Consider the following 18399-nt stretch of genomic DNA (forward strand, 5'->3'; position numbering starts at 1 on the left):
ACATTTTGAAGCCCGTCTCCTGACGGGCTTTCTCATTTCTGCATGCCACACTTGTCGCGTCTCTTAAATGAAGAGCCGCCCACGAAGGACGGGCGAGTCGATCACCAAGGAAGTGGCAATGCTGTTTTTCAGAGGCTTCAAACCAGCCGTGTGCTGGATGTTTTTGCTGGGTGCCCTGGGCTTTGGGCCATGGGTAAAAGCCGCACAATTGGCGACACATGAATCCAGGGAATCAGTCGCCGTCGCACGCATTGAGCTGGACGCTCAGGAGTTGCAATGGATTCGTGATCATCCGTTGGTCATTGTCGCGTCGACGCAATACCCGCTGTATCTGTTCAAGGATGAGCACGGTCACTGGAGCGGCTTGAACAACGATGTGCTCAACCGCATCAGCGCCATGACAGGGTTGCGGTTCGTCCATGAAGAGTCGTTTTCCACCGATCAGCTGCTGGAACAGTTGGAAAACGGTGCGGCGGACATGAGTACGACACTGGCAATGAATGACGAGCGCAAGGTGTTTCTGGATTTCAGCCATGCGTTTGGCGGAGCGGGCTGGGTACTCGTGGGACTGGCCGGCACACCTGCATTACAGTCCCTGGAACAGCTTTCGAAAAGAGTTCTGGTATTGCCGGACCGGCACGCGTTGGAAGGCGTGATTCGTCGTGATTACCCGGCGATCGAACTGCGCTCGGTCAAAACCTACGCTGAAGCCCGGGCGCTGGTGGAAAGTGGCGAGGCCTTCGCCACCATTGAAAATGAAATCGGAGCGCAGCTATATCCTTCGTGCCGGCTCAAGGTAGGGCACGCAGTAGAGGGCAAGTGGGAAGCTGATCACTTGGCGGTACGCAAAGGACAGCCGCAGTTGTTAAGCATCCTCAACAAGGCACTCGAAGTTTTTCCGCCCGCCGAGTTACGCGCCATACGGCTGAAATGGCTGAATGGAATTGCCCCGGCGCACATGCCCTCGGCTTGGCAGCGGATCACCCAGTGGGGCTGCTGGGGCGTGTTCATCGTTAGCCTGTTCGGCCTGCTTTCATTGCTCTGGAATCGCCGGCTCGCGGCACTGATCGAGCAACGGCGGGACGCCGAGAAAGACCTCAATGACCAGCTCGCGTTCCAGCACGCATTGATAGACGCCATGCCCGATCCGATGTTCGTGCGTGATCTGGAAGGGCGTTTGATCATGTGCAACAAAAGTTATGAGGAGAGCTTGTCGATCCGTTTCGATCAGGTTCAGGGACGACGACTGATCGAGCTCGATGTCTTGCCCAAAGAGACCGCCGAACAGCTGCACGCCGAATTCATGGCTCAGCTCGGTACTCGCAAGACCCGTTTCAGTGAGCGTCAGTTGATGTTCAAGGACGGCGTCAGGGACATCTACCAGTGGACGGTGCCGTTCTACAGTGCCAACGGTCAATTGCGAGGATTGTTGGGGGGCTGGACCGAGATCGGCAAGCGTACAAGGCTGCCATGAATTGCAATGCAATCTGCTACAAAGAATGTGGCGAGGCCAAAATGCTTATCTGGCTGTGAATCTGCTGTTTTTTTGCTGTCATCTTTACCGTGCATGCTCTATCTACCAGAGGCGCCGGTGCGCCTGCCGTTGGAATCCAGAACTTTCTTCTCGGGCCTGTGGTCGTTTACTGTGGATGCGCCCCAGGCACTTTGTTTTCGGACTATTGAGTGGTGATCGAGATGGAAAGTATCAGTCTTTTGCTCGGTGAGGCTCTGAGCCCGTATCAGGTAACGTTGACCCCATCAGGTGCCCATGGCGAATGCCGGGTGACACTCAAGAATGCGAGTGGCGCCATTGTGGTCGAACGGTTGTTCAATCAGGCCCAGTTAACCGATAAACGTCTGCTGACGGATGTCGTCGACGGCTTGCACCGCGACGTGCTGATCGCTGAAGGACGCCTGGAACCCTGTGTCATCGCGGCGTTGCGCAATGCTGCTCAGGACAAGATTCTGGCCAGCCGGAATTGAATTGTTTTTTGTGGGAACCTTCCTGCGCCAAGGTCAGTCAGACCATGTAGCAGCAGGATCAAGCATTGTGCTCCGGTGCTTGTAGCTTGTTGTCACTGGTCTTTATACAGGCCACGTTTAACCCCGAGTTGTCTCCCCACTTCTCGGGGTTTCTTTTTGCCTGAAATTTGCCGCTGCTCGGCTTTCTCTCGAAAGCTCTCGCTGACGAATGCAGGTGCTTAGATGGCCCCGTCTTCACGCAGCCGTGCTATCTGTGCCGGGTCGTAACCAAGATCGTGCAGCACCTGCGTATTGTGTTCGCCCAGCTGCGGCCCGACCCATTCGGAGGTGCCGGGTGTCTCGGAGAGTTTTGGCACGATGCCCGGCATTTTGAAGTCCTTGCCATCGGGCAGCTTGGCTTGCAGGAACATTTCCCGGGCCAGGTACTGCGGATCGCTGAACATGTCTTCGGCGCTGAAGATCCGGCTGGCAGGAACGTCAGCCTGGTTCAGTTGTTCGATCACCGCGTCCAGCGGCAGTGAGTTGACCCAGCGATCGATCACCCCATAAATCTCATCGCGACGGCTGTCACGTCCATCGTTGCTGGCCAGCTCTGGGTCATTGGCCAAATCCTCGCGACCGATGATCAGCATGAAACGCTTGAAGATCGCATCACCGTTGGCGCCGATCTGCACGTGTTTGCCGTCGGCGCTGGTGTGAATGGAGGAGGGTGTGATACCCGGCATGATGTTGCCGGTGCGTTCGCGGATGAAGCCGAACACGTCGAACTCCGGGACCATGCTTTCCATCATGGCGAAGATCGCTTCGTACAACGCCACATCCACTACTTGGCCCAAGCCGCCGTTGACCTCGCGATGACGCAAGGCCATCAGTGCGCCGATCACGCCCCAGAGCGCGGCAATCGAATCGCCGATGGAAATCCCGGTGCGTACCGGCGGCCGGTCCTCGAACCCGGTGATGTAGCGCAGGCCACCCATGGATTCACCGACCGCGCCGAAGCCCGGCTGATCTTTCATCGGCCCGGTCTGGCCAAAGCCCGAAAGCCGCACCATCACCAGTTTCGGGTTCAACGCGTGCAAGACTTCCCAACCCAGGCCGAGCTTTTCCAGTACGCCGGGGCGAAAGTTCTCGATCAGAATGTCCGCTTCACTGAGCAGCTGTTTGAGAATCGCCAAGCCGTCCGGGTGCTTCAGGTTCAGGGTCAAAGACTTCTTGTTGCGCGCCTGAACGAACCACCACAGCGAAGTGCCTTCATACAACTTGCGCCATTTGCGCAATGGATCACCGCCATCCGGTGACTCGATCTTGATCACCTCGGCGCCGAATTCGCCGCAAATACGCGAGGCAAACGGCCCGGCAATCAACGTACCCAATTCGATGACTTTCAGACCGCTGAGCGGTTTGTTGGAGAACGGCATACTGAATCCTGTAGGACAAAGGCTGAGCGAAAGCAGAGTTTTAACATAGGCCGACATCCATCGCCCAAAGTTGATCGCCTTCAATTCGTGGATTGCCCGTTGCATCGGTTAGACTTGCCGCCTTTCCTCGTATCAAGAAGCCCGTTCATGGCCCAGCCGTCCACGACCTACAAGTTTGAACTGAACCTCACCGACCTCGACCGCAGTGTTTACGAGAACGTGAAGCAGACCATCGCCCGTCACCCTTCGGAAACCGAAGAGCGCATGACCGTACGGTTGTTGGCCTACGCCTTCTGGTACAGCGAACAGCTGTCCTTTGGGCGCGGTCTGTCAGACGTGGATGAACCGGCACTGTGGGAAAAGAGCCTGGATGACCGTGTCCTGCACTGGATCGAAGTCGGTCAGCCAGACGCCGATCGCCTGACCTGGTGCTCGCGCCGCACCGAGCGCACCAGTCTGCTGGCCTATGGCAGCCTGCGTGTCTGGGAAACCAAAGTGATCCCGGCGATCAAAAACCTGAAAAACGTCCACATCGCCGCCGTGCCTCAAGACGTGCTGGAAACCCTGGCCAAGGACATGCCGCGCGTTATCAAGTGGGATGTGATGATCAGCGAAGGAACGATTTTCGTCACCGACGACCGTGGTCAGCACGAAGTGCAGTTGCAATGGTTGAGCGGCGAACGCGGCTGATTATTCGCCCAAGGTCCGCGTCACACGGTTTTATCCTACGTATTCAAGAGAAGTACCTGTCACCCCATGCGCATCGAACCTCGCCAGTTGCCCGACACCCTGCCATTCCTCGGTGATATTCCACCGCTACTGACCCGATTGTATGCGGCACGGGGCGTGCAATCGGAGGCTGAACTGGACAAGAGTCTGGCGCGGCTGATTCCGTACCAGCAGCTCAAAGGCATCGATGCGGCGGTGGATTTGCTGGTGGCGACCCTGGAACAGCGTCAGCGGATCCTGATCGTCGGCGACTTCGACGCCGATGGCGCGACGGCCAGTACCGTGGGCATGTTGGGGTTGCGCCTGTTGGGGGCGGCGCACGTCGATTATCTGGTGCCGAACCGGTTCGAGTATGGCTACGGCCTGACGCCGGAGATCGTTGAAGTGGCGCTGACCCGCGAGCCGCACCTGCTGATCACCGTGGACAACGGCATCTCCAGCGTCGAAGGCGTGGCGGCGGCGAAAAAGGCCGGGCTCAAGGTCCTGGTCACCGATCACCACTTGCCTGGCGATGAACTGCCCTTGGCCGATGCCATCGTCAATCCGAATCAGCCGGGTTGCGAGTTTCCGAGCAAAGCCCTGGCCGGTGTCGGGGTGATCTTTTATGTGTTGATGGCGTTGCGCGCGCGCTTGCGCAGCCTGGGTTGGTACGAGAGCAAGCCGCAGCCGAACATTGGCGAATTGCTGGACCTGGTGGCATTGGGCAGCGTCGCCGACGTGGTACCGCTGGATGCCAACAACCGGATTCTGGTGCATCAGGGCCTCGAGCGGATTCGCGCCGGGCGCGCTCGACCGGGAATCAAGGCGATCCTTGAAGTGGCCAAGCGCGACCATTCACGCATTACCTCTACCGACCTGGGCTTCATCCTCGGCCCGCGTCTGAACGCGGCGGGACGTCTGGACGACATGAGCCTGGGCATCGAATGCCTGCTCACCGAAGATACGGGGTCTGCCCGTGAAATGGCCGCTCAGCTGGATGGCATGAACCAGGACCGCAAATCCATCGAGCAGGGCATGCAGCGTGAGGCGCTGGCACAGCTCAAGGATTTGCCGGTGGAGTCGATGCCGTTCGGCCTGTGCCTGTTCGATCCCGAGTGGCACCAGGGCGTCATCGGAATCCTCGCCTCTCGTATGAAAGAGCGCTATTTCCGTCCGACCATTGCCTTTGCCGATGCCGGCGATGGCCTGCTCAAGGGCTCGGGGCGTTCGGTTCAAGGGTTTCATATTCGCGACGCCTTGAGTGTGGTCGCGGCGCAGCATCCGAACCTGATCAGCAAATATGGCGGACACGCCATGGCAGCCGGCCTGACCTTGCCGGAAGCGAATTTTCCGTTATTCGCCGAGGCCTTCGACGCTGAAGTGCGTAGGCAACTGCGCGAAGAAGACCTGACCGGGCGCCTGCTGTCGGATGGCACTTTGGCGGTCGAAGAATTTCACCTGGAACTGGCCCGCGCCCTGCGCCACGCCGGGCCGTGGGGGCAACACTTTCCAGAGCCGCTGTTTCATGGTGTGTTTCAGTTGGTCGAGCAACGGGTAGTCGGCGAGCGGCACCTTAAAGTGGTGCTGAAAAGTGAATGCGGCTCGGTAAAACTGGACGGCATTGCCTTCGGTATCGACCGTGATATCTGGCCGAATCCGACGATTCGCTGGGTGGAGTTGGCATACAAACTCGACCTCAATGAGTTCCGTGGGAACGAGACCGTGCAGTTGATGATTGCCCACATCGAACCGCGATAACGGCACGATGCTTTTGTGGCGAGGGAGCTTGCTCCCGCTGGGCTGCGAAGCGGCCCTAAACCTTTAAACACTTTTTTCCTGTGGTACCGCGTCGGTTGGTTGACGACTGCTGCGCAGCCGAGCGGGAGCAAGCTCCCTCGCCACAGGTATCGCCCGGACCTTAAATTTGGGTGTTTCATTTCTTGAACCCTCCCTGATCCCCCGATGTCGACTAGGCTCTAAGCACTGCTTGATTATCCTTGTGACGTCTTGTCGAATTTTTTGCCCGCGGGGGCGGGTGCTGTACCTTTTTCCTGTCACTCGTCGACTATTCAAACAGAACCCTGGAGCCTGCCCACTGATTCGAGAGGTGCCCCATGAGTCTGCTGCTTGAACCCTATACCCTTCGTCAATTGACCCTGCTTAACCGCATCGCGGTGTCCCCGATGTGCCAGTACTCCAGCGTTGATGGGCTGGCCAATGACTGGCACCTGGTCCACCTCGGCAGCCGCGCTATCGGCGGGGCCGGCCTGGTGTTTACCGAAGCCACGGCGGTCACCGCCGACGGGCGGATCACCGCCCAGGATCTCGGCCTCTGGAATGATCAACAGATCGAACCCTTGCAACGTATTACGCGTTTTATCGCCGCCCAGGGGGCTGTGGCCGGCATCCAGTTGGCCCACGCCGGGCGCAAGGCCAGTACGCATCGGCCGTGGCTCGGCAAGCATGGCAGCGTCAAGCCGGAAGACGGCGGCTGGATCCCGGTCGGCCCTTCGCCCATCGCTTTCGATCCACAGCACACTGCACCCAAGCAGCTTGATGACGGCGAGATTGCCAACATCATTCAGTCTTTCGTCGATTCGGCCAAACGGGCGCTGACCGCCGGTTTCAAAGTGGTCGAAGTACACGCCGCCCACGGTTACCTGTTGCATCAATTTCTTTCGCCCTTGAGCAATCAACGGCGCGATCAGTACGGCGGGTCGTTCGAGAATCGAATTCGCTTGGTACTGCAAGTCACCGAAGCAGTACGTGCCGTATGGCCTGAAGAGTTACCGGTGTTTGTGCGGGTGTCGGCCACCGACTGGGTGGAAGACGGCTGGAACCCCGATGAAACCGTGGAGCTGGCGCGACGCCTCAAGGATCTGGGCGTGGACCTGATCGACGTCTCGTCGGGCGGCACGGCGGTAAACGCGGAGATTCCTACAGGCCCCGGTTATCAGACCCGTTTCGCCGAGCGCGTACGTAAAGAGTCAGGCATTGCCACCGGTACCGTAGGAATGATCACCGAACCGGCTCAGGCCGAGCACATTCTGCGCACTTGTCAGGCCGACATCATCTTCCTCGCGCGGGAGCTGTTGCGCGATCCGTATTGGGCGCTGCATGCCGATGATGATCTGGGCGGGCACAAGGCTGTCTGGCCGGCGCAATACCAGCGGGCCACCCATCGCGACCAGCCGATTCATGAATCGGATTTGCGTGACTGAAGGGGGGCTGTAAAACCGAAAAAGCCCCGGTCGAATTAACCGGGGCTTTTGTTTATCTGGAAAAATTTTGCTGGGCTTTCCGGCCCCATCGCGAGCAGCCTGCTCGCGATGGGGCCAGTTCAGACATCCGTTTACTTCAGGTGTACTTACGCTTCTCTGGTGCCGGCGGGAAATACTGGTACAACCAGGTTTCACTCAACGTCCGGTCATTGGTGCGAATGAACAACCGCAGCTCCACCGGCGCCACACTGTCATTGGTCGGGTACCAGTCAAAGGTGATTCGGTAGCCCTTGATGTCATCGAGTACCAGCACGTTGAAGTCCTTCACCTGACCGTTCGAGCACGTCACCACCGGCTCGATCCCCGCGCCTTCGGGTAAGCGGTCCAGCCCGCCACCGGTGAAGTCCACGGCGAAACGGCGCGCCCAGACCTCCGGATAATGCTCGCCCGGCGCCCAGCCTTCAGTGAAACCGCCCATGCCCGACCGGGTCGCGTTGACCCGTGCCAGCGGCGTACTCACCGGCGGCAGGGCGCTCCAATAGAGCTTGTAGCCATAGTTCAGGGAATCACCGGCGGCAACCGGTTTTTTCGGCGTCCAGAACGCGACGATGTTATCCAGGGTTTCGCCGGTTGTAGGAATTTCCAGCAAATCGATCGAGCCTTCACCCCACGCGGTCGTAGGTTCTACCCACAGGCTCGGACGCTTGCTGTACCAGTCGACAGTGTCCTGATAATTGGCGAATTCATGGTCGGTCTGCACCAGGCCAAAGCCTTTCGGGTCGGTATCGGCGAAGGCATTGAATTGCAGGGTGGCCGGGTTGTTCAGCGGGCGGCAAATCCACTCGCCGTTGCCGCGCCACATCGCCAGGCGATCTGAGTCGTGGATCTGTGGGTGAAGGGTGTCGCACATCCGCCGTTCATGCTTGCCGCAACTGAACATGCTGGTCATCGGCGCGATGCCCAGTTGCTCGATGGCGGTACGGGCATTGACGTGGGCGTCGACTTCCATCACCACGCGCTCGGCCTGGCAATCGATGTCAAAACGGTAGGCACCGGTGGCGCTCGGCGAATCGAGCAGGGCGTAAACCACGAAACGGGTGCTGTCCTTGTCCGGTGTCTCGAACCAGAACTTGGTGAAATCAGGAAATTCTTCGCGCTTCTTGGCATAGGTGTCGATCGCCAGGCCGCGCGCTGACAAACCGTACTGGCCGGTGGCATCCACCGCGCGGAAATAGCTGGCGCCGAGGAACGACAACACATCGTGCCGGTCCAGCTCCGGGGCCTTGAACAGCTTGAACCCGGAGAACCCCAGATCGCCCTTGAGTTGCTGGGTGTCGACCGTGGTTTTTTCGTAGTTGAACAAGGACGGACGGAAATGCACCTCGCGCGCCAGTCGAGTCTTGGGATCGACGCTGTACATGCGCACCGGCTGCTTGAAGCCCATGCCGACGTGGAAAAACTGCACGTCCAGCTGACCTTTCAGGTCTTTCCACAGCGAGTGATTGCCGTCGTAGCGGATCGCGTTGAAGTTCTGCGGCGTCATGGTCGCCAGCGTCGGCGGCAGCACCTGTTTGGTGTCCTGATACGGCTTGCCGGCGAGCTGTTTGGCTTGGCTCTTCAGCGCTTCGAAGTCGAACGCCTGAGTATCGCCATCGGCAGTGCCGCTACTGGCCCAGGCGTTCGCGGCCAGCAGGCCGGTGGCCGAGAGACCGGTGTAAGCCGCGATGGCCATGGAGGCTTTGAGCAAATTCCTGCGGTGCATAAGTACAACCTGTCGTGAACAATCCCGCGCCGTTCCTGGCACGTGCTGGATCTGAAATAACGGTTCGGACATGCCTTGGCCAAACGCAACGGACTTTAGAAAGATGCCAAATAGCTTAAACCGTTCAGTTGCAGAGCAAAAATGATTGATAGCACCGCGACAGCGCGGCAATGAAACAAGACATGTCAGGTAACGTTTCTCGCAGCGCTTTCTGATTTATAGGGCATATCTGCTTTTTTCGACTAATTACTCTAAAAACCGCTTTTCAGCACCGATTTAATTTCTATTCTATGGGCATGACCGGTTTCGGCCCTTCAGGCCGGTGGGTTCAGCGCACACAAAGCGGCCGCTGAAAGTGATAGGGCGATGCGGTTTTGCAGTTTTCTCTGACGTATAGAAGGACATCGTCCATGTCGAAAGTACAAGGCATTACCGAAATGTTAGGAATCTTCCCCTGCCTGGCCACCGGGCGGCGAAGGCGTCGGCTCAGTTCGGAAGAGCTGAAGTTGGTGGAGCGCTATCGCGAGTTGTCGGAGAGCGACCGGATTGCGATGCGCTATCTGGTGGATGCGATGAGGAGTGTTTCGCGGTTTTGAAGGTGGGGAGTAATGCTGGAAAACCAAAGGGACGGACCCAAAAGTCCGTCCCTTTGTGCATCAGTTCATCGGCTACCAATCGTGAATGGTCGTTGTGCCTGCATCAGATCGGGCATATCGCGCCACTTGATCCAGGCCTGATGCTGCCAATGCAGCAGCGGCACAGAGATCCCGGCCCACTGTAACGAACTCAGACTTGGAATGTTCTCCAACGATGCGGCGTTCGAATCACGCAGCATTGGCATGACCTCGTTGCTAAGCCATTGGCGCAGGTTTCGATTTTCCGGGACGAAATGGTGAACCAGCAGGGCGTACATTCCCGATTCGCTGACCATCAGCGATTCGACTGTTTTGCCGTTCTTCAGCAACCAGACATATTGGCGTTGATCAGGATCGAGTTTCAGGGTGAGTCGTTGGTCCAGCGGTCGGCCCATCAAGCGACCTAGATCCTGAACGCAGAACCAGGCTTGGTTGGCTTGCATGATGGTGTGGAGGAAGCGTTTGTGGCGGGTGAAGACGGTAGGGATGAAATGAGGATGGGTCATGGCCTGCCTCCAGTGTTAGCGAGACAGCATTCTGGTACGAAGACTTCAGTTGAGTTTGTGATGTGCCTAAGCATTTTTTCGACTCCATGTTGAAAAGGGAGCCGCCACTAATCCTTCGACAGATTTGGGTGGCGGACCGTGCGGCGTTCGAAGTCGGGTTCTCGATCAACATGGAAGCCAAGAGGCCCGCGCCACACGGCCCACCATAAAGCGAGACTGGAGGGCAAAAAATGCCTCAGCTCATATGGGGGCGCGGATGCGCCATGTTGATGATGTACCGGCTTCGACCCCGGGTCGCTGATGTTGCAGCGACGGGATGAAGCCTATCTGCAAGGCGCTCGCGGCGCCAAGTCTACTCTGGCGACGCTTGTTGTAGGAATCGTTGCCTTTGCTGGAAGGCTCCATCCGTAGGAATTTCCTGTTTTTGCACGAGGTGCAGAGAAGCAGCGCCAAATGCATGGTTTTTCCTATATTTATTCTGCTCTTAGAAATTAAGTGCAGGATTTCTACATGTTGATCGAATTTTCAGTTTCCAATTATCGCTCCTTCCGCGAGGCGCAAACCCTGTCCATGGTTGCGACTCCACGCCTGAGTAAAAAGCGCAATGTTTTTCAACCTTCAGTGAGTGGCGAAAAGCTTCCTGATTTGTTGAAGGTGGCAGCGATCTACGGGCCGAACGCGTCCGGTAAATCTTCGCTTATCCAGGCGATGGGGATCATGGGACGCCTGCTCGCAACGACACCCTCCTCAAATGACGAACCACTGCCGGTTTCACCGTTTCGTTTTGACCCGCAACTCCAGAACGAACCCAGTTCCTTTGAGTACAACTTCATTCAAAACGGGCTCCGATATCGGTTTGTTCTACGCGTTACTTCGCAACGGATAATCAAGGAGCAGCTGGTCTCCTATCCCAAAGGGAAAGAAACGCTGCTGTATGAGCGTCGTTTTGGTGACGAGGGAGAGCAGTATGTTTTTGGCTCAAGTCTTGAGGGTGGGAAAGATGTCCACAATGCTTGGCGGCGTTTGACGAGCCCGAAGGTTTTGTTTATTTCGCAGGCCGTGGCGAACAGCAGCGAAGAACTGACACAGTTGCGAGCACCGTTTACCTGGTTTCAAACCGGTCTCCTTGTCATTGAACAGAACAACATGATGGGGTTGTCTGCAGCCTCCATCAGGTTTCTGCAGGTTGCCTCGGACTACACGGGTGATTTAAAGGAGTTTTTAAGGGAAGTGGATATCCCGGTGTCTGCTATTCAACTCAATACTGAGGATGCGGATGCTGTACCGACCAAGAAAAAGCTCACGTTAAAAGAATTCTTCGCCGCCGCCCAAAAAGACAAGGTGACCCTGTCGCATACAAGCCATTTGGGAACAGCAGAGTTTGATTTCTCAGAGGAGTCTGGCGGCACCAAAAATCTGATTGGCTTCTGGTTGCCGTGGTTCATGATCAATCGCGCAGATGGAAGCGGGATACTGTCTGTCGATGAGTTGGATAGTAGCCTTCATCCTGAAATAGTTGCTGATCTGATCGGGAAACATCTTGATAGGGGGTTGGATACTCAGCTGATCTTTACGACTCACGACACTCATCTAATGAACGCAAAAATTCTGCGGCGTGATCAGTTCTGGATCACTGAGCGCGATGCCAATGGTGCAACCAGTATTTTTTCCGTTCACGATTTTGAAGGGCGAGAGGGGGAGGATGTTGAGAAGCGCTACTTTGAAGGCCGTTACCGCGGTTTGCCTTTGATCAGGCTGAGGTGACCATGATGCGCTCGACAAAATCATTTGATCGAAAGAAATCGAGATTCAAGCCTCAACCCAAAGTGTTGGTCCTCTGTGAAGATAGCAAGTCAGGAAAACGGTATCTGGAGGAGGCCGCCTTTCATTTTCGTGCTAAAGCCCAGGTTGAAATTGCCCACTGCGGCGTCACGCACCCGAGCGGCATTGTAGAAAGAGCCATCGCCCGCCAGAAATTTTTCGATAGGGTCTTTTGTGCATTGGATCGCGATACGCACCTATGTTTTGAGAGGGCGATAGATCTGGCGAAGCCTCATCCGAAAATCAAAGTCATAGCATCGTTTCCCTGTTTTGAGTTTTGGCTTCTTTTGCACTTCGGTTTCAATCGAAAGCCATTTAGAGCTGTCGGGAAAAACTCTCCGGGCGACTTGGTAGCCAAGAACCTCAGAGAAAAACCGAACATGGATAAGTACGAGAAGGGCAAAGACATCAGCTATTTTGCTCAGCTACTGGGCGAGCCTTTTCAGAAAGCCAGAGCTTTGGCCCCCAAGATTCTCGAGGACGTCGCCATCAGCGGCGAACCTAACCCCAGCACCGAAATCCATCTGCTGATGGATAAATTCGAAACCCTCTCCAAGCCTCAGCCGATCTAACACCATCAACCGTGCCCACAGAGATGTGGGCACGGTTGATTTCGGAGCGAGGCTTAGCCGCGAAGCATTTTTAATGCTTGAACATCACATGCCTTACAACCGTGTAGTCCTCCAATCCATACATCGACATGTCTTTCCCATAACCAGACAATTTCTGACCGCCATGGGGCATTTCGCTGACCAGCATGAAATGGGTGTTCACCCACGTGCAGCCGTACTGCAGGCGTGCAGACAGGCGATGGGCGTGGCCGACGTCCGAGGTCCAGACTGACGATGCCAGGCCGTAGTCCGAATCGTTGGCCCAAGCCAGCGCCTGCGCTTCATCGGTGAATCGGGTCACTGACACCACCGGCCCGAATACTTCACGGCGCACGATCTCGTCGTCCTGTTGCGCGTCGGCCAGCACCGTCGGTTCAAAGAAGAAACCGTTGCCTTCCACGGACTTGCCGCCAGTGATCAAGCGAATGTGCGGTTGCGCCACGGCACGTTCGACAAACCCGGCCACGCGGTCGCGATGTTGCGCGGTGATCAACGGGCCCAGCTCCGTCGATGGATCGTCCTGCAAGCCATACTTGAGGCTGCTGACCGCGGCGCCGAGCTTCTCGACGAAGGTGTCGTAGATGCCGGCCTGGGCGTAAATGCGGCAGGCGGCGGTGCAATCCTGACCAGCGTTGTAGAAACCGAAGGTGCGAATGCCTTCCACGGCGGCGTCGATGTCCGCATCGTCGAAGATGATCACCGGTGCCTTGCCGCCCAGTTCCATGTGCAGGCGTTTGACGTTGCCGGCGGTGCTGGAAATGATGTTCGAGCCAGTGGCGATCGAGCCGGTCAGCGACACCATGCGCACTTTCGGGTGGGTGACCAATGGGGTGCCGACGGTAGGACCACGGCCGAATACCAGGTTAAGCACACCTGCCGGGAAAATCTCCGACGCCAGTTCTGCCAGGCGCAGGGCGGTCAGCGGGGTTTGTTCCGACGGCTTGAGCACCACGGTATTACCGGCGGCCAGGGCCGGGGCGACTTTCCAGGCGAGCATCATCAGCGGGTAGTTCCATGGCGCGATGGAGGCAATCACGCCCACCGGGTCGCGGCGGATCATTGAAGTATGGCCGGGCAGGTATTCCCCTCCCAGCGCGCCGCTCATGCAACGGCTGGCCCCGGCGAAGAATCGGAACACGTCGGCAATCGCCGGGATCTCGTCGTTCAGCGCGGCGCTGTAGGGTTTGCCGCAGTTGTCCGACTCCAGTTTGGCCAGTTCTTCGCCATGGGCTTCGATGATGTCGGCGAGCTTGAGCAGCAGCAACGAGCGCTCTTTCGGCGTGGTTTGCGACCAGCTTTCGAAGGCAGTGTCGGCGGCCCGTACGGCAGCATCGACCTGGGCTTCACTGGCCTCGTTGATTTCTACCAGCACACGGCCCAACGCGGGGTTGAACACGGCTTGGGCGGGGCCGTCGCCGGTGATCAGTTGGCCGTTGATCAAGAGTTTGGTTTGCATGTCTATGGTCCTCATTTGTTCTGTAGGAGCGAGGCTTGCCCGCGAAGCTTTTGGCGTTCTTGAGGATCCCTTCGCGGGCAAGCCTCGCTCCTACAGGAGATTGTTGTTGTCTGTTCCTGATCTATTTCCCGCCACTGCCCGCAACGCTTTCGCCACCCCGGGTCAGGTAATACGCGCCGAGGATCGGCAGCATGGTCACCATCATCACCAGCATCGCGACGACGTTGGTCACCGGCACATCCCGTGGGCGGCTGAGCTGGTTGAGCAGCCACAACGGCAGGGTGCGTTCGTGGCCGGCGGTGAAGGTAGTGACGATGATTTCGTCGAACGACAGGGCGAACGCCAGCATGCCCCCGGCCAGTAATGCCGAGCCGAGGTTCGGCAGGACGATGTAGCGGAAGGTCTGCCAGCCGTCGGCGCCGAGGTCCATCGACGCTTCGATCAAACTGTGTGACGTGCGGCGCAGCCGGGCGATGACGTTGTTGTAGACGATCACCACACAGAAGGTCGCGTGACCGACCACGATGGTGAACATCCCCGGCTCGATTCCCAATGTCTTGAAGGTCGCCAGCAGCGCGATCCCGGTGATGATCCCGGGCAGGGCGATCGGCAGGATCAGCATCAGCGAGATACCTTGCTTGCCGAAGAAGTCCCGCCGGTACAGCGCCGCCGACGCGAGGGTGCCGAGGATCATTGCAATCAACGTCGCGATGGTCGCGATCTGCAGCGACAGCTTGATCGCTTCCAGTACGTCGGGCCGGGAGAACGCCACGCTGATCCATTTCAGGGTGAAGCCCTGGGGTGGAAAGCTGAACGCTGCGTCTTCGGTGTTGAAGGCGTAGAGGAAGATGATCAGGATCGGGAAGTGCAGGAACATCAACCCGCCCCAGGCGGCGATGCGCAGGCCCAGCGAGGCTTTGTCCCCGTGTTTATCCGAGTTAGAGCGCATCGAAAGCCCCCAGACGTTTGACGATGGACAGGTAAATGGCGATCAGCACGATGGGCACCAGCGTGAAGGCCGCCGCCATCGGCATATTGCCGATCGCCCCTTGCTGGGCGTAGACCATGCTGCCGACGAAGTAGCCCGGCGGGCCCACCAGTTGCGGCACGATGAAGTCGCCCAGGGTCAGCGAAAAGGTGAAGATCGAACCGGCCGCGATGCCCGGGATCGACAGCGGCAGAATCACTTGCATAAAGGTCTGGCGCGGCTTGGCGCCGAGGTCCGCCGAGGCTTGCAGCAGGGACGGTGGCAGGCGCTCCAGCGAGGCCTGGATCGGCAGGATCATGAATGGCAGCCAGATGTAGACGAACACCATGAAACGTCCCAGGTGCGAGGTCGACAAGGTGCTGCCGCCCACGCCCGGAATCCCGAGCACGAACTGCAACATCGGCTCCAGCCCCAGGTGCTGAACGAACCACTGGGCCACGCCACCCTTGGCCAGCAGCAAGGTCCAGGCGTAGGCCTTGACGATGTAACTGGCCCACATCGGCATCATCACCGCGATGTAGAAAAACGCCTTGGTGTTGCCGCTGGTGTAGCGCGCCATGTAGTAGGCGATCGGGAACGCCACCACGGCGCTGGCGATCGACACGATGATGGCCATGCTCAGGGTGCGCAGGATGATGTCGAAGTTCGACGGCTGGAACAGCGCAGCGAAGTTCGCCAGGGTCAGCTCGGGGGTGACCGCCATGGTGAAGTCATCGAAGGTGTAGAAACCTTGCCACAGCAGGACCAGCAGCGAGCCAAGATAGATCGCACCGAACCACAGCAACGGCGGCACCAGCAGCAGCGACAGATACAGGTTCGGCCGGCGATACAGCAGGTTGGAAAACCGGCGTAATGGCGAGCCACTGGCCGGGGTTTGAGGGGGCGCCACGCTGTTCATCTCACACCCCGCCCACAACATTGTCGTGCAGCGGGATCATCGCTTCACGCGCCCAACGAGCGCTGATGCGTTGCCCGGTCTGGTGTTGCGTGCTGACGTCCAGCCACTGGACGTTGGCCTGGCTGATGTTCAGGGTCTGGCCGTTTTCCAGTTTCAGTTCATAGCGGGTGGCGCTGCCTTGGTACTGGATGTCATGCAACAGGCCACTGACTTCGATTTCATGGCTGGCCAACGGGCCTTCGGCGAAACGCACGTGTTCGGGGCGAATCGAAAACGGCTGTGGATTGCCGCTCAACTGCTGCGCCAGATCGCCGCGAATCACGTTGGAGGTGCCGACAAATTCGGCGACGAACGTGGTTGCCGGTTTCATGTAGAGGTTGCGCGGCGTGTCGACCTGTTCGATGCGGCCCCTGTTGAACACGGCCACACGGTCGGACATCGACAGCGCTTCGGTCTGGTCATGGGTGACGAAGATGAAGGTGATGCCGAGCTGGCGTTGCAGCTTCTTCAGCTCGCCTTGCATTTGCTCGCGCAGCTTCAGGTCGAGGGCGCCCAAAGGTTCGTCGAGCAACAACACGCGCGGGCGATTGACCAACGCGCGGGCCAGGGCCACACGCTGGCGCTGGCCGCCAGACAGTTGCACCGGTTTGCGCTCGCCGTAGCCGCCAAGGGCGACCATGTCGAGGGCTTCTTCGGCGCGTTTATGGCGTTGGGTCTTGCCGACGCCTTTGACTTTCAAGCCATAGGCGACGTTGTCGAGAACGTTCATGTGCGGGAACAGTGCGTAGTCCTGGAACACGGTGTTCACGTCACGCTGGTATGGCGGCAGCCCGGCGGCTTCGGCGCCATGGATGCGAATGGAACCTGTGCTCGGTTGTTCGAACCCGGCGATCAGGCGCAGGCAGGTGGTTTTGCCCGAGCCGGAAGGGCCCAGCATGGAAAAGAACTCGCCGTCCTGGATATCGATGGAAACCCGGTCAACGGCCTTCACTTCGCCGAACTGCCGGGAAACGTTGGTGAACTGGACTGCAAGCGTCATGGTGCGATGCTCCGAGAAGGCGAGGGGCTTCACAGCAGCCCCTGCCTGGACTTCTGAAAAATCTGAATCGTGATCGATGGGCTGTTGTGGCGAGGGTTCCTCGCTAAATGTGTTACCGAGGCTTAACGACCACCCATGATCGCGATGTAATCCTGGGTCCAGCGGCTGTAAGGCACGAACTTGCCGCCCTCAGCCTGTGGGGTTTTCCAGAAGGCGATCTTGTCGAACTGGTCGAAACCGTTGGTCTTGCAACCCTCGGCGCCCAACAGTTCGCTTTCCTTACACCCCGCCGGGACTGCCGGCAGCGAGCCGAACCAGGCGGACACGTCGCCCTGGACTTTCGGTTGCAGCGACCAATCCATCCACTTGTAGGCGCAGTTCGGGTGTTTGGCCTCGGCGTGCATCATCGTGGTGTCGGCCCATCCGGTGGCGCCTTCTTTGGGGATGGTCGAGGCAACCGGCTGTTTCTCGTTTATCAGGCCGTTGACCTGATAAGGCCAGGAACTGGAAGCCACCACGCCTTCGTTCTTGAAGTCACTCATCTGCACGGTGGTGTCATGCCAGTAGCGGTGGATCAATTTTTGCTGGGCGCGCAATAGATCGAGCACAGCCTTGTACTGGGGTTCGGTCAATTCGTAGGGGTTCTGGATGCCCAGGTCCGGCTTGGTACTTTTGAGGTACAGCGCCGCGTCGGCGATGTAGATCGGGCCGTCGTAGGCTTGCACCCGGCCTTTGTTGGGTTTGCCGTCCGGCAGGTTCTGCGCGTCGAATATCACGCTCCAGCTGGTGGGCGGCTGCTTGAACACCGTGGTGTTGTACATCAGCACATTCGGACCCCATTGGTACGGGGTGCCATAGGTCTGCTTGTTGACCACGTACCACGGCGCGTCCTTGAGGCGTGGATCGAGATTCTTCCAGTTGGGGATCAGGCCGGTGTTGATCGGCTGCACGCGTTTGCCAGCGATCAACCGCAGGGAGGCATCGCCGGACGCCGTCACCAGGTCGTAACCGCCCTTGGCCATCAGGCTGACCATTTCATCGGACGTGCCGGCCGTCTTGACGTTGACCTTGCAGCCGGTTTCCTTCTCGAAGCCAGTCACCCAGTCGTAGGCTTTGTCGGTTTCGCCCCGTTCGATATAGCCGGGCCAGGCGACGATATCCAGTTGACCTTCGCCGGCACCGACGGCTTTCAGCGGTTCGGCGGCCTGCAGGCTGGCGCTGGCCAGCAGTGCCGTGGTGATTGCACTGAGCAGTGCGGTCTTGTGCACGAACATGGGGTTTCCCTCTTCTTTAAATTATGGTCGGGGCAGTTCTGAACGGGGTAAAGCCAATGCCGTTATGGCTAATTGTTAG

At 58.1% G+C, this 18399-nt stretch carries 16 protein-coding genes; 8 read left to right on the forward strand and 8 right to left on the reverse strand.

The genetic code is table 11. From position 1 onward, the window contains the following. Positions 1-118: 118 nt before the first annotated feature. Positions 119-1474, forward strand: coding sequence for a transporter substrate-binding domain-containing protein (locus ACZ9BB_RS00975; protein ID WP_476212151.1), 1356 nt, complete (start codon positions 119-121; stop codon positions 1472-1474). A gap of 221 nt (positions 1475-1695) precedes the next feature. Then, positions 1696-1983: a DUF3509 domain-containing protein gene (locus ACZ9BB_RS00980; protein WP_476212152.1), complete on the forward strand. Its 288-nt coding sequence runs from the start codon at positions 1696-1698 to the stop codon at positions 1981-1983. 218 nt (positions 1984-2201) lie between these two features. Here the strand turns inward: ACZ9BB_RS00980 and ACZ9BB_RS00985 are convergent, their stop codons facing one another. Beyond that, positions 2202-3401 carry a CaiB/BaiF CoA transferase family protein gene (locus ACZ9BB_RS00985; RefSeq protein ID WP_476212153.1) on the reverse strand — a complete coding sequence of 400 codons (1200 nt, stop codon included), beginning with the start codon at positions 3399-3401 and terminating at the stop codon, positions 2202-2204. 147 nt (positions 3402-3548) lie between these two features. Between ACZ9BB_RS00985 and ACZ9BB_RS00990 the strand changes: the two genes are divergently transcribed. The 3 genes from ACZ9BB_RS00990 (at position 3549) to ACZ9BB_RS01000 (ending at position 7330) form a co-directional block, all read left to right on the forward strand. After that, positions 3549-4091 (forward strand): YaeQ family protein, encoded by a 543-nt coding sequence (locus tag ACZ9BB_RS00990; RefSeq protein ID WP_476212154.1) that lies wholly within the window; start codon positions 3549-3551, stop codon positions 4089-4091. Positions 4092-4157: 66 nt separating this feature from the next. Next, positions 4158-5867, forward strand: coding sequence for a single-stranded-DNA-specific exonuclease RecJ (recJ, locus tag ACZ9BB_RS00995; RefSeq protein WP_476212155.1), 1710 nt, complete (start codon positions 4158-4160; stop codon positions 5865-5867). Between the two features lie 356 nt (positions 5868-6223). Beyond that, on the forward strand, positions 6224-7330 hold the full coding sequence (locus tag ACZ9BB_RS01000) for an NADH:flavin oxidoreductase/NADH oxidase (RefSeq protein WP_476212156.1): 1107 nt from the start codon (positions 6224-6226) through the stop codon (positions 7328-7330). 136 nt (positions 7331-7466) lie between these two features. Here the strand turns inward: ACZ9BB_RS01000 and ACZ9BB_RS01005 are convergent, their stop codons facing one another. Then, positions 7467-9092, reverse strand: coding sequence for a glucan biosynthesis protein D (locus tag ACZ9BB_RS01005; RefSeq protein ID WP_476212157.1), 1626 nt, complete (start codon positions 9090-9092; stop codon positions 7467-7469). Between the two features lie 410 nt (positions 9093-9502). Here ACZ9BB_RS01005 and ACZ9BB_RS01010 point away from each other — a divergent pair, with 410 nt between their 5' ends. Next, the gene (locus ACZ9BB_RS01010; RefSeq protein ID WP_105344867.1) at positions 9503-9688 is read left to right on the forward strand and encodes a hypothetical protein; all 186 of its coding nucleotides are present in this window, start codon (positions 9503-9505) and stop codon (positions 9686-9688) included. 65 nt (positions 9689-9753) lie between these two features. On the opposite strand, the gene ACZ9BB_RS01015 is transcribed toward ACZ9BB_RS01010, so the two are convergent. Beyond that, positions 9754-10233: a BRO-N domain-containing protein gene (locus tag ACZ9BB_RS01015; RefSeq protein ID WP_476212158.1), complete on the reverse strand. Its 480-nt coding sequence runs from the start codon at positions 10231-10233 to the stop codon at positions 9754-9756. A 510-nt stretch (positions 10234-10743) separates the two neighbouring features. Here ACZ9BB_RS01015 and ACZ9BB_RS01020 point away from each other — a divergent pair. Together ACZ9BB_RS01020 and ACZ9BB_RS01025 are read left to right on the forward strand one after the other, a co-directional pair. Next, entirely contained in the window at positions 10744-11997 is a 1254-nt protein-coding gene (locus tag ACZ9BB_RS01020; protein ID WP_253416634.1) for an AAA family ATPase, read from the forward strand. Positions 11998-11999: 2 nt separating this feature from the next. Beyond that, positions 12000-12626: an RloB family protein gene (locus tag ACZ9BB_RS01025; protein ID WP_476212159.1), complete on the forward strand. Its 627-nt coding sequence runs from the start codon at positions 12000-12002 to the stop codon at positions 12624-12626. Positions 12627-12696: 70 nt separating this feature from the next. Here the strand turns inward: ACZ9BB_RS01025 and ACZ9BB_RS01030 are convergent, their stop codons facing one another. The 5 genes from ACZ9BB_RS01030 to ydcS all read right to left on the reverse strand — a co-directional run bounded on the left by ACZ9BB_RS01030 (position 12697) and on the right by ydcS (position 18320). Next, positions 12697-14121, reverse strand: coding sequence for a gamma-aminobutyraldehyde dehydrogenase (locus ACZ9BB_RS01030; RefSeq protein ID WP_476212160.1), 1425 nt, complete (start codon positions 14119-14121; stop codon positions 12697-12699). A gap of 121 nt (positions 14122-14242) precedes the next feature. Beyond that, positions 14243-15070, reverse strand: a complete 828-nt coding sequence (locus tag ACZ9BB_RS01035) for an ABC transporter permease (RefSeq protein WP_476212161.1) — start codon at positions 15068-15070, stop codon at positions 14243-14245. Beyond that, positions 15060-16007: an ABC transporter permease gene (locus tag ACZ9BB_RS01040; RefSeq protein ID WP_476212162.1), complete on the reverse strand. Its 948-nt coding sequence runs from the start codon at positions 16005-16007 to the stop codon at positions 15060-15062. Before ACZ9BB_RS01040 ends, ACZ9BB_RS01035 begins: the two co-directional genes overlap by 11 nt. A 1-nt stretch (position 16008) precedes the next feature. Next, complete coding sequence (locus tag ACZ9BB_RS01045) at positions 16009-17046, reverse strand: ABC transporter ATP-binding protein (RefSeq protein ID WP_476212163.1); 1038 nt, start codon at positions 17044-17046, stop codon at positions 16009-16011. Between the two features lie 122 nt (positions 17047-17168). Beyond that, a complete protein-coding gene (gene ydcS, locus ACZ9BB_RS01050; protein WP_476212164.1) occupies positions 17169-18320 on the reverse strand; it encodes a putative ABC transporter substrate-binding protein YdcS in 1152 nt (383 codons plus the stop codon). Positions 18321-18399: the final 79 nt, after the last annotated feature.

It is taken from the genome of Pseudomonas sp. TE3552 (assembly GCF_056278945.1).

Excerpts from the sequence above, each read along its gene's own strand:
- ACZ9BB_RS00975 (WP_476212151.1), top strand. The coding sequence starts at position 119 with ATGCTGTTTTTCAGAGGCTTCAAACCAGCCGTGTGCTGGATGTTTTTG.
- ACZ9BB_RS00980 (WP_476212152.1), top strand. The coding sequence starts at position 1,696 with ATGGAAAGTATCAGTCTTTTGCTCGGTGAGGCTCTGAGCCCGTATCAG.
- ACZ9BB_RS00985 (WP_476212153.1), bottom strand. The coding sequence starts at position 3,401 with ATGCCGTTCTCCAACAAACCGCTCAGCGGTCTGAAAGTCATCGAATTG.
- ACZ9BB_RS00990 (WP_476212154.1), top strand. The coding sequence starts at position 3,549 with ATGGCCCAGCCGTCCACGACCTACAAGTTTGAACTGAACCTCACCGAC.
- recJ (WP_476212155.1), top strand. The coding sequence starts at position 4,158 with ATGCGCATCGAACCTCGCCAGTTGCCCGACACCCTGCCATTCCTCGGT.
- ACZ9BB_RS01000 (WP_476212156.1), top strand. The coding sequence starts at position 6,224 with ATGAGTCTGCTGCTTGAACCCTATACCCTTCGTCAATTGACCCTGCTT.
- ACZ9BB_RS01005 (WP_476212157.1), bottom strand. The coding sequence starts at position 9,092 with ATGCACCGCAGGAATTTGCTCAAAGCCTCCATGGCCATCGCGGCTTAC.
- ACZ9BB_RS01010 (WP_105344867.1), top strand. The coding sequence starts at position 9,503 with ATGTCGAAAGTACAAGGCATTACCGAAATGTTAGGAATCTTCCCCTGC.
- ACZ9BB_RS01015 (WP_476212158.1), bottom strand. The coding sequence starts at position 10,233 with ATGACCCATCCTCATTTCATCCCTACCGTCTTCACCCGCCACAAACGC.
- ACZ9BB_RS01020 (WP_253416634.1), top strand. The coding sequence starts at position 10,744 with ATGTTGATCGAATTTTCAGTTTCCAATTATCGCTCCTTCCGCGAGGCG.
- ACZ9BB_RS01025 (WP_476212159.1), top strand. The coding sequence starts at position 12,000 with ATGATGCGCTCGACAAAATCATTTGATCGAAAGAAATCGAGATTCAAG.
- ACZ9BB_RS01030 (WP_476212160.1), bottom strand. The coding sequence starts at position 14,121 with ATGCAAACCAAACTCTTGATCAACGGCCAACTGATCACCGGCGACGGC.
- ACZ9BB_RS01035 (WP_476212161.1), bottom strand. The coding sequence starts at position 15,070 with ATGCGCTCTAACTCGGATAAACACGGGGACAAAGCCTCGCTGGGCCTG.
- ACZ9BB_RS01040 (WP_476212162.1), bottom strand. The coding sequence starts at position 16,007 with ATGAACAGCGTGGCGCCCCCTCAAACCCCGGCCAGTGGCTCGCCATTA.
- ACZ9BB_RS01045 (WP_476212163.1), bottom strand. The coding sequence starts at position 17,046 with ATGACGCTTGCAGTCCAGTTCACCAACGTTTCCCGGCAGTTCGGCGAA.
- ydcS (WP_476212164.1), bottom strand. The coding sequence starts at position 18,320 with ATGTTCGTGCACAAGACCGCACTGCTCAGTGCAATCACCACGGCACTG.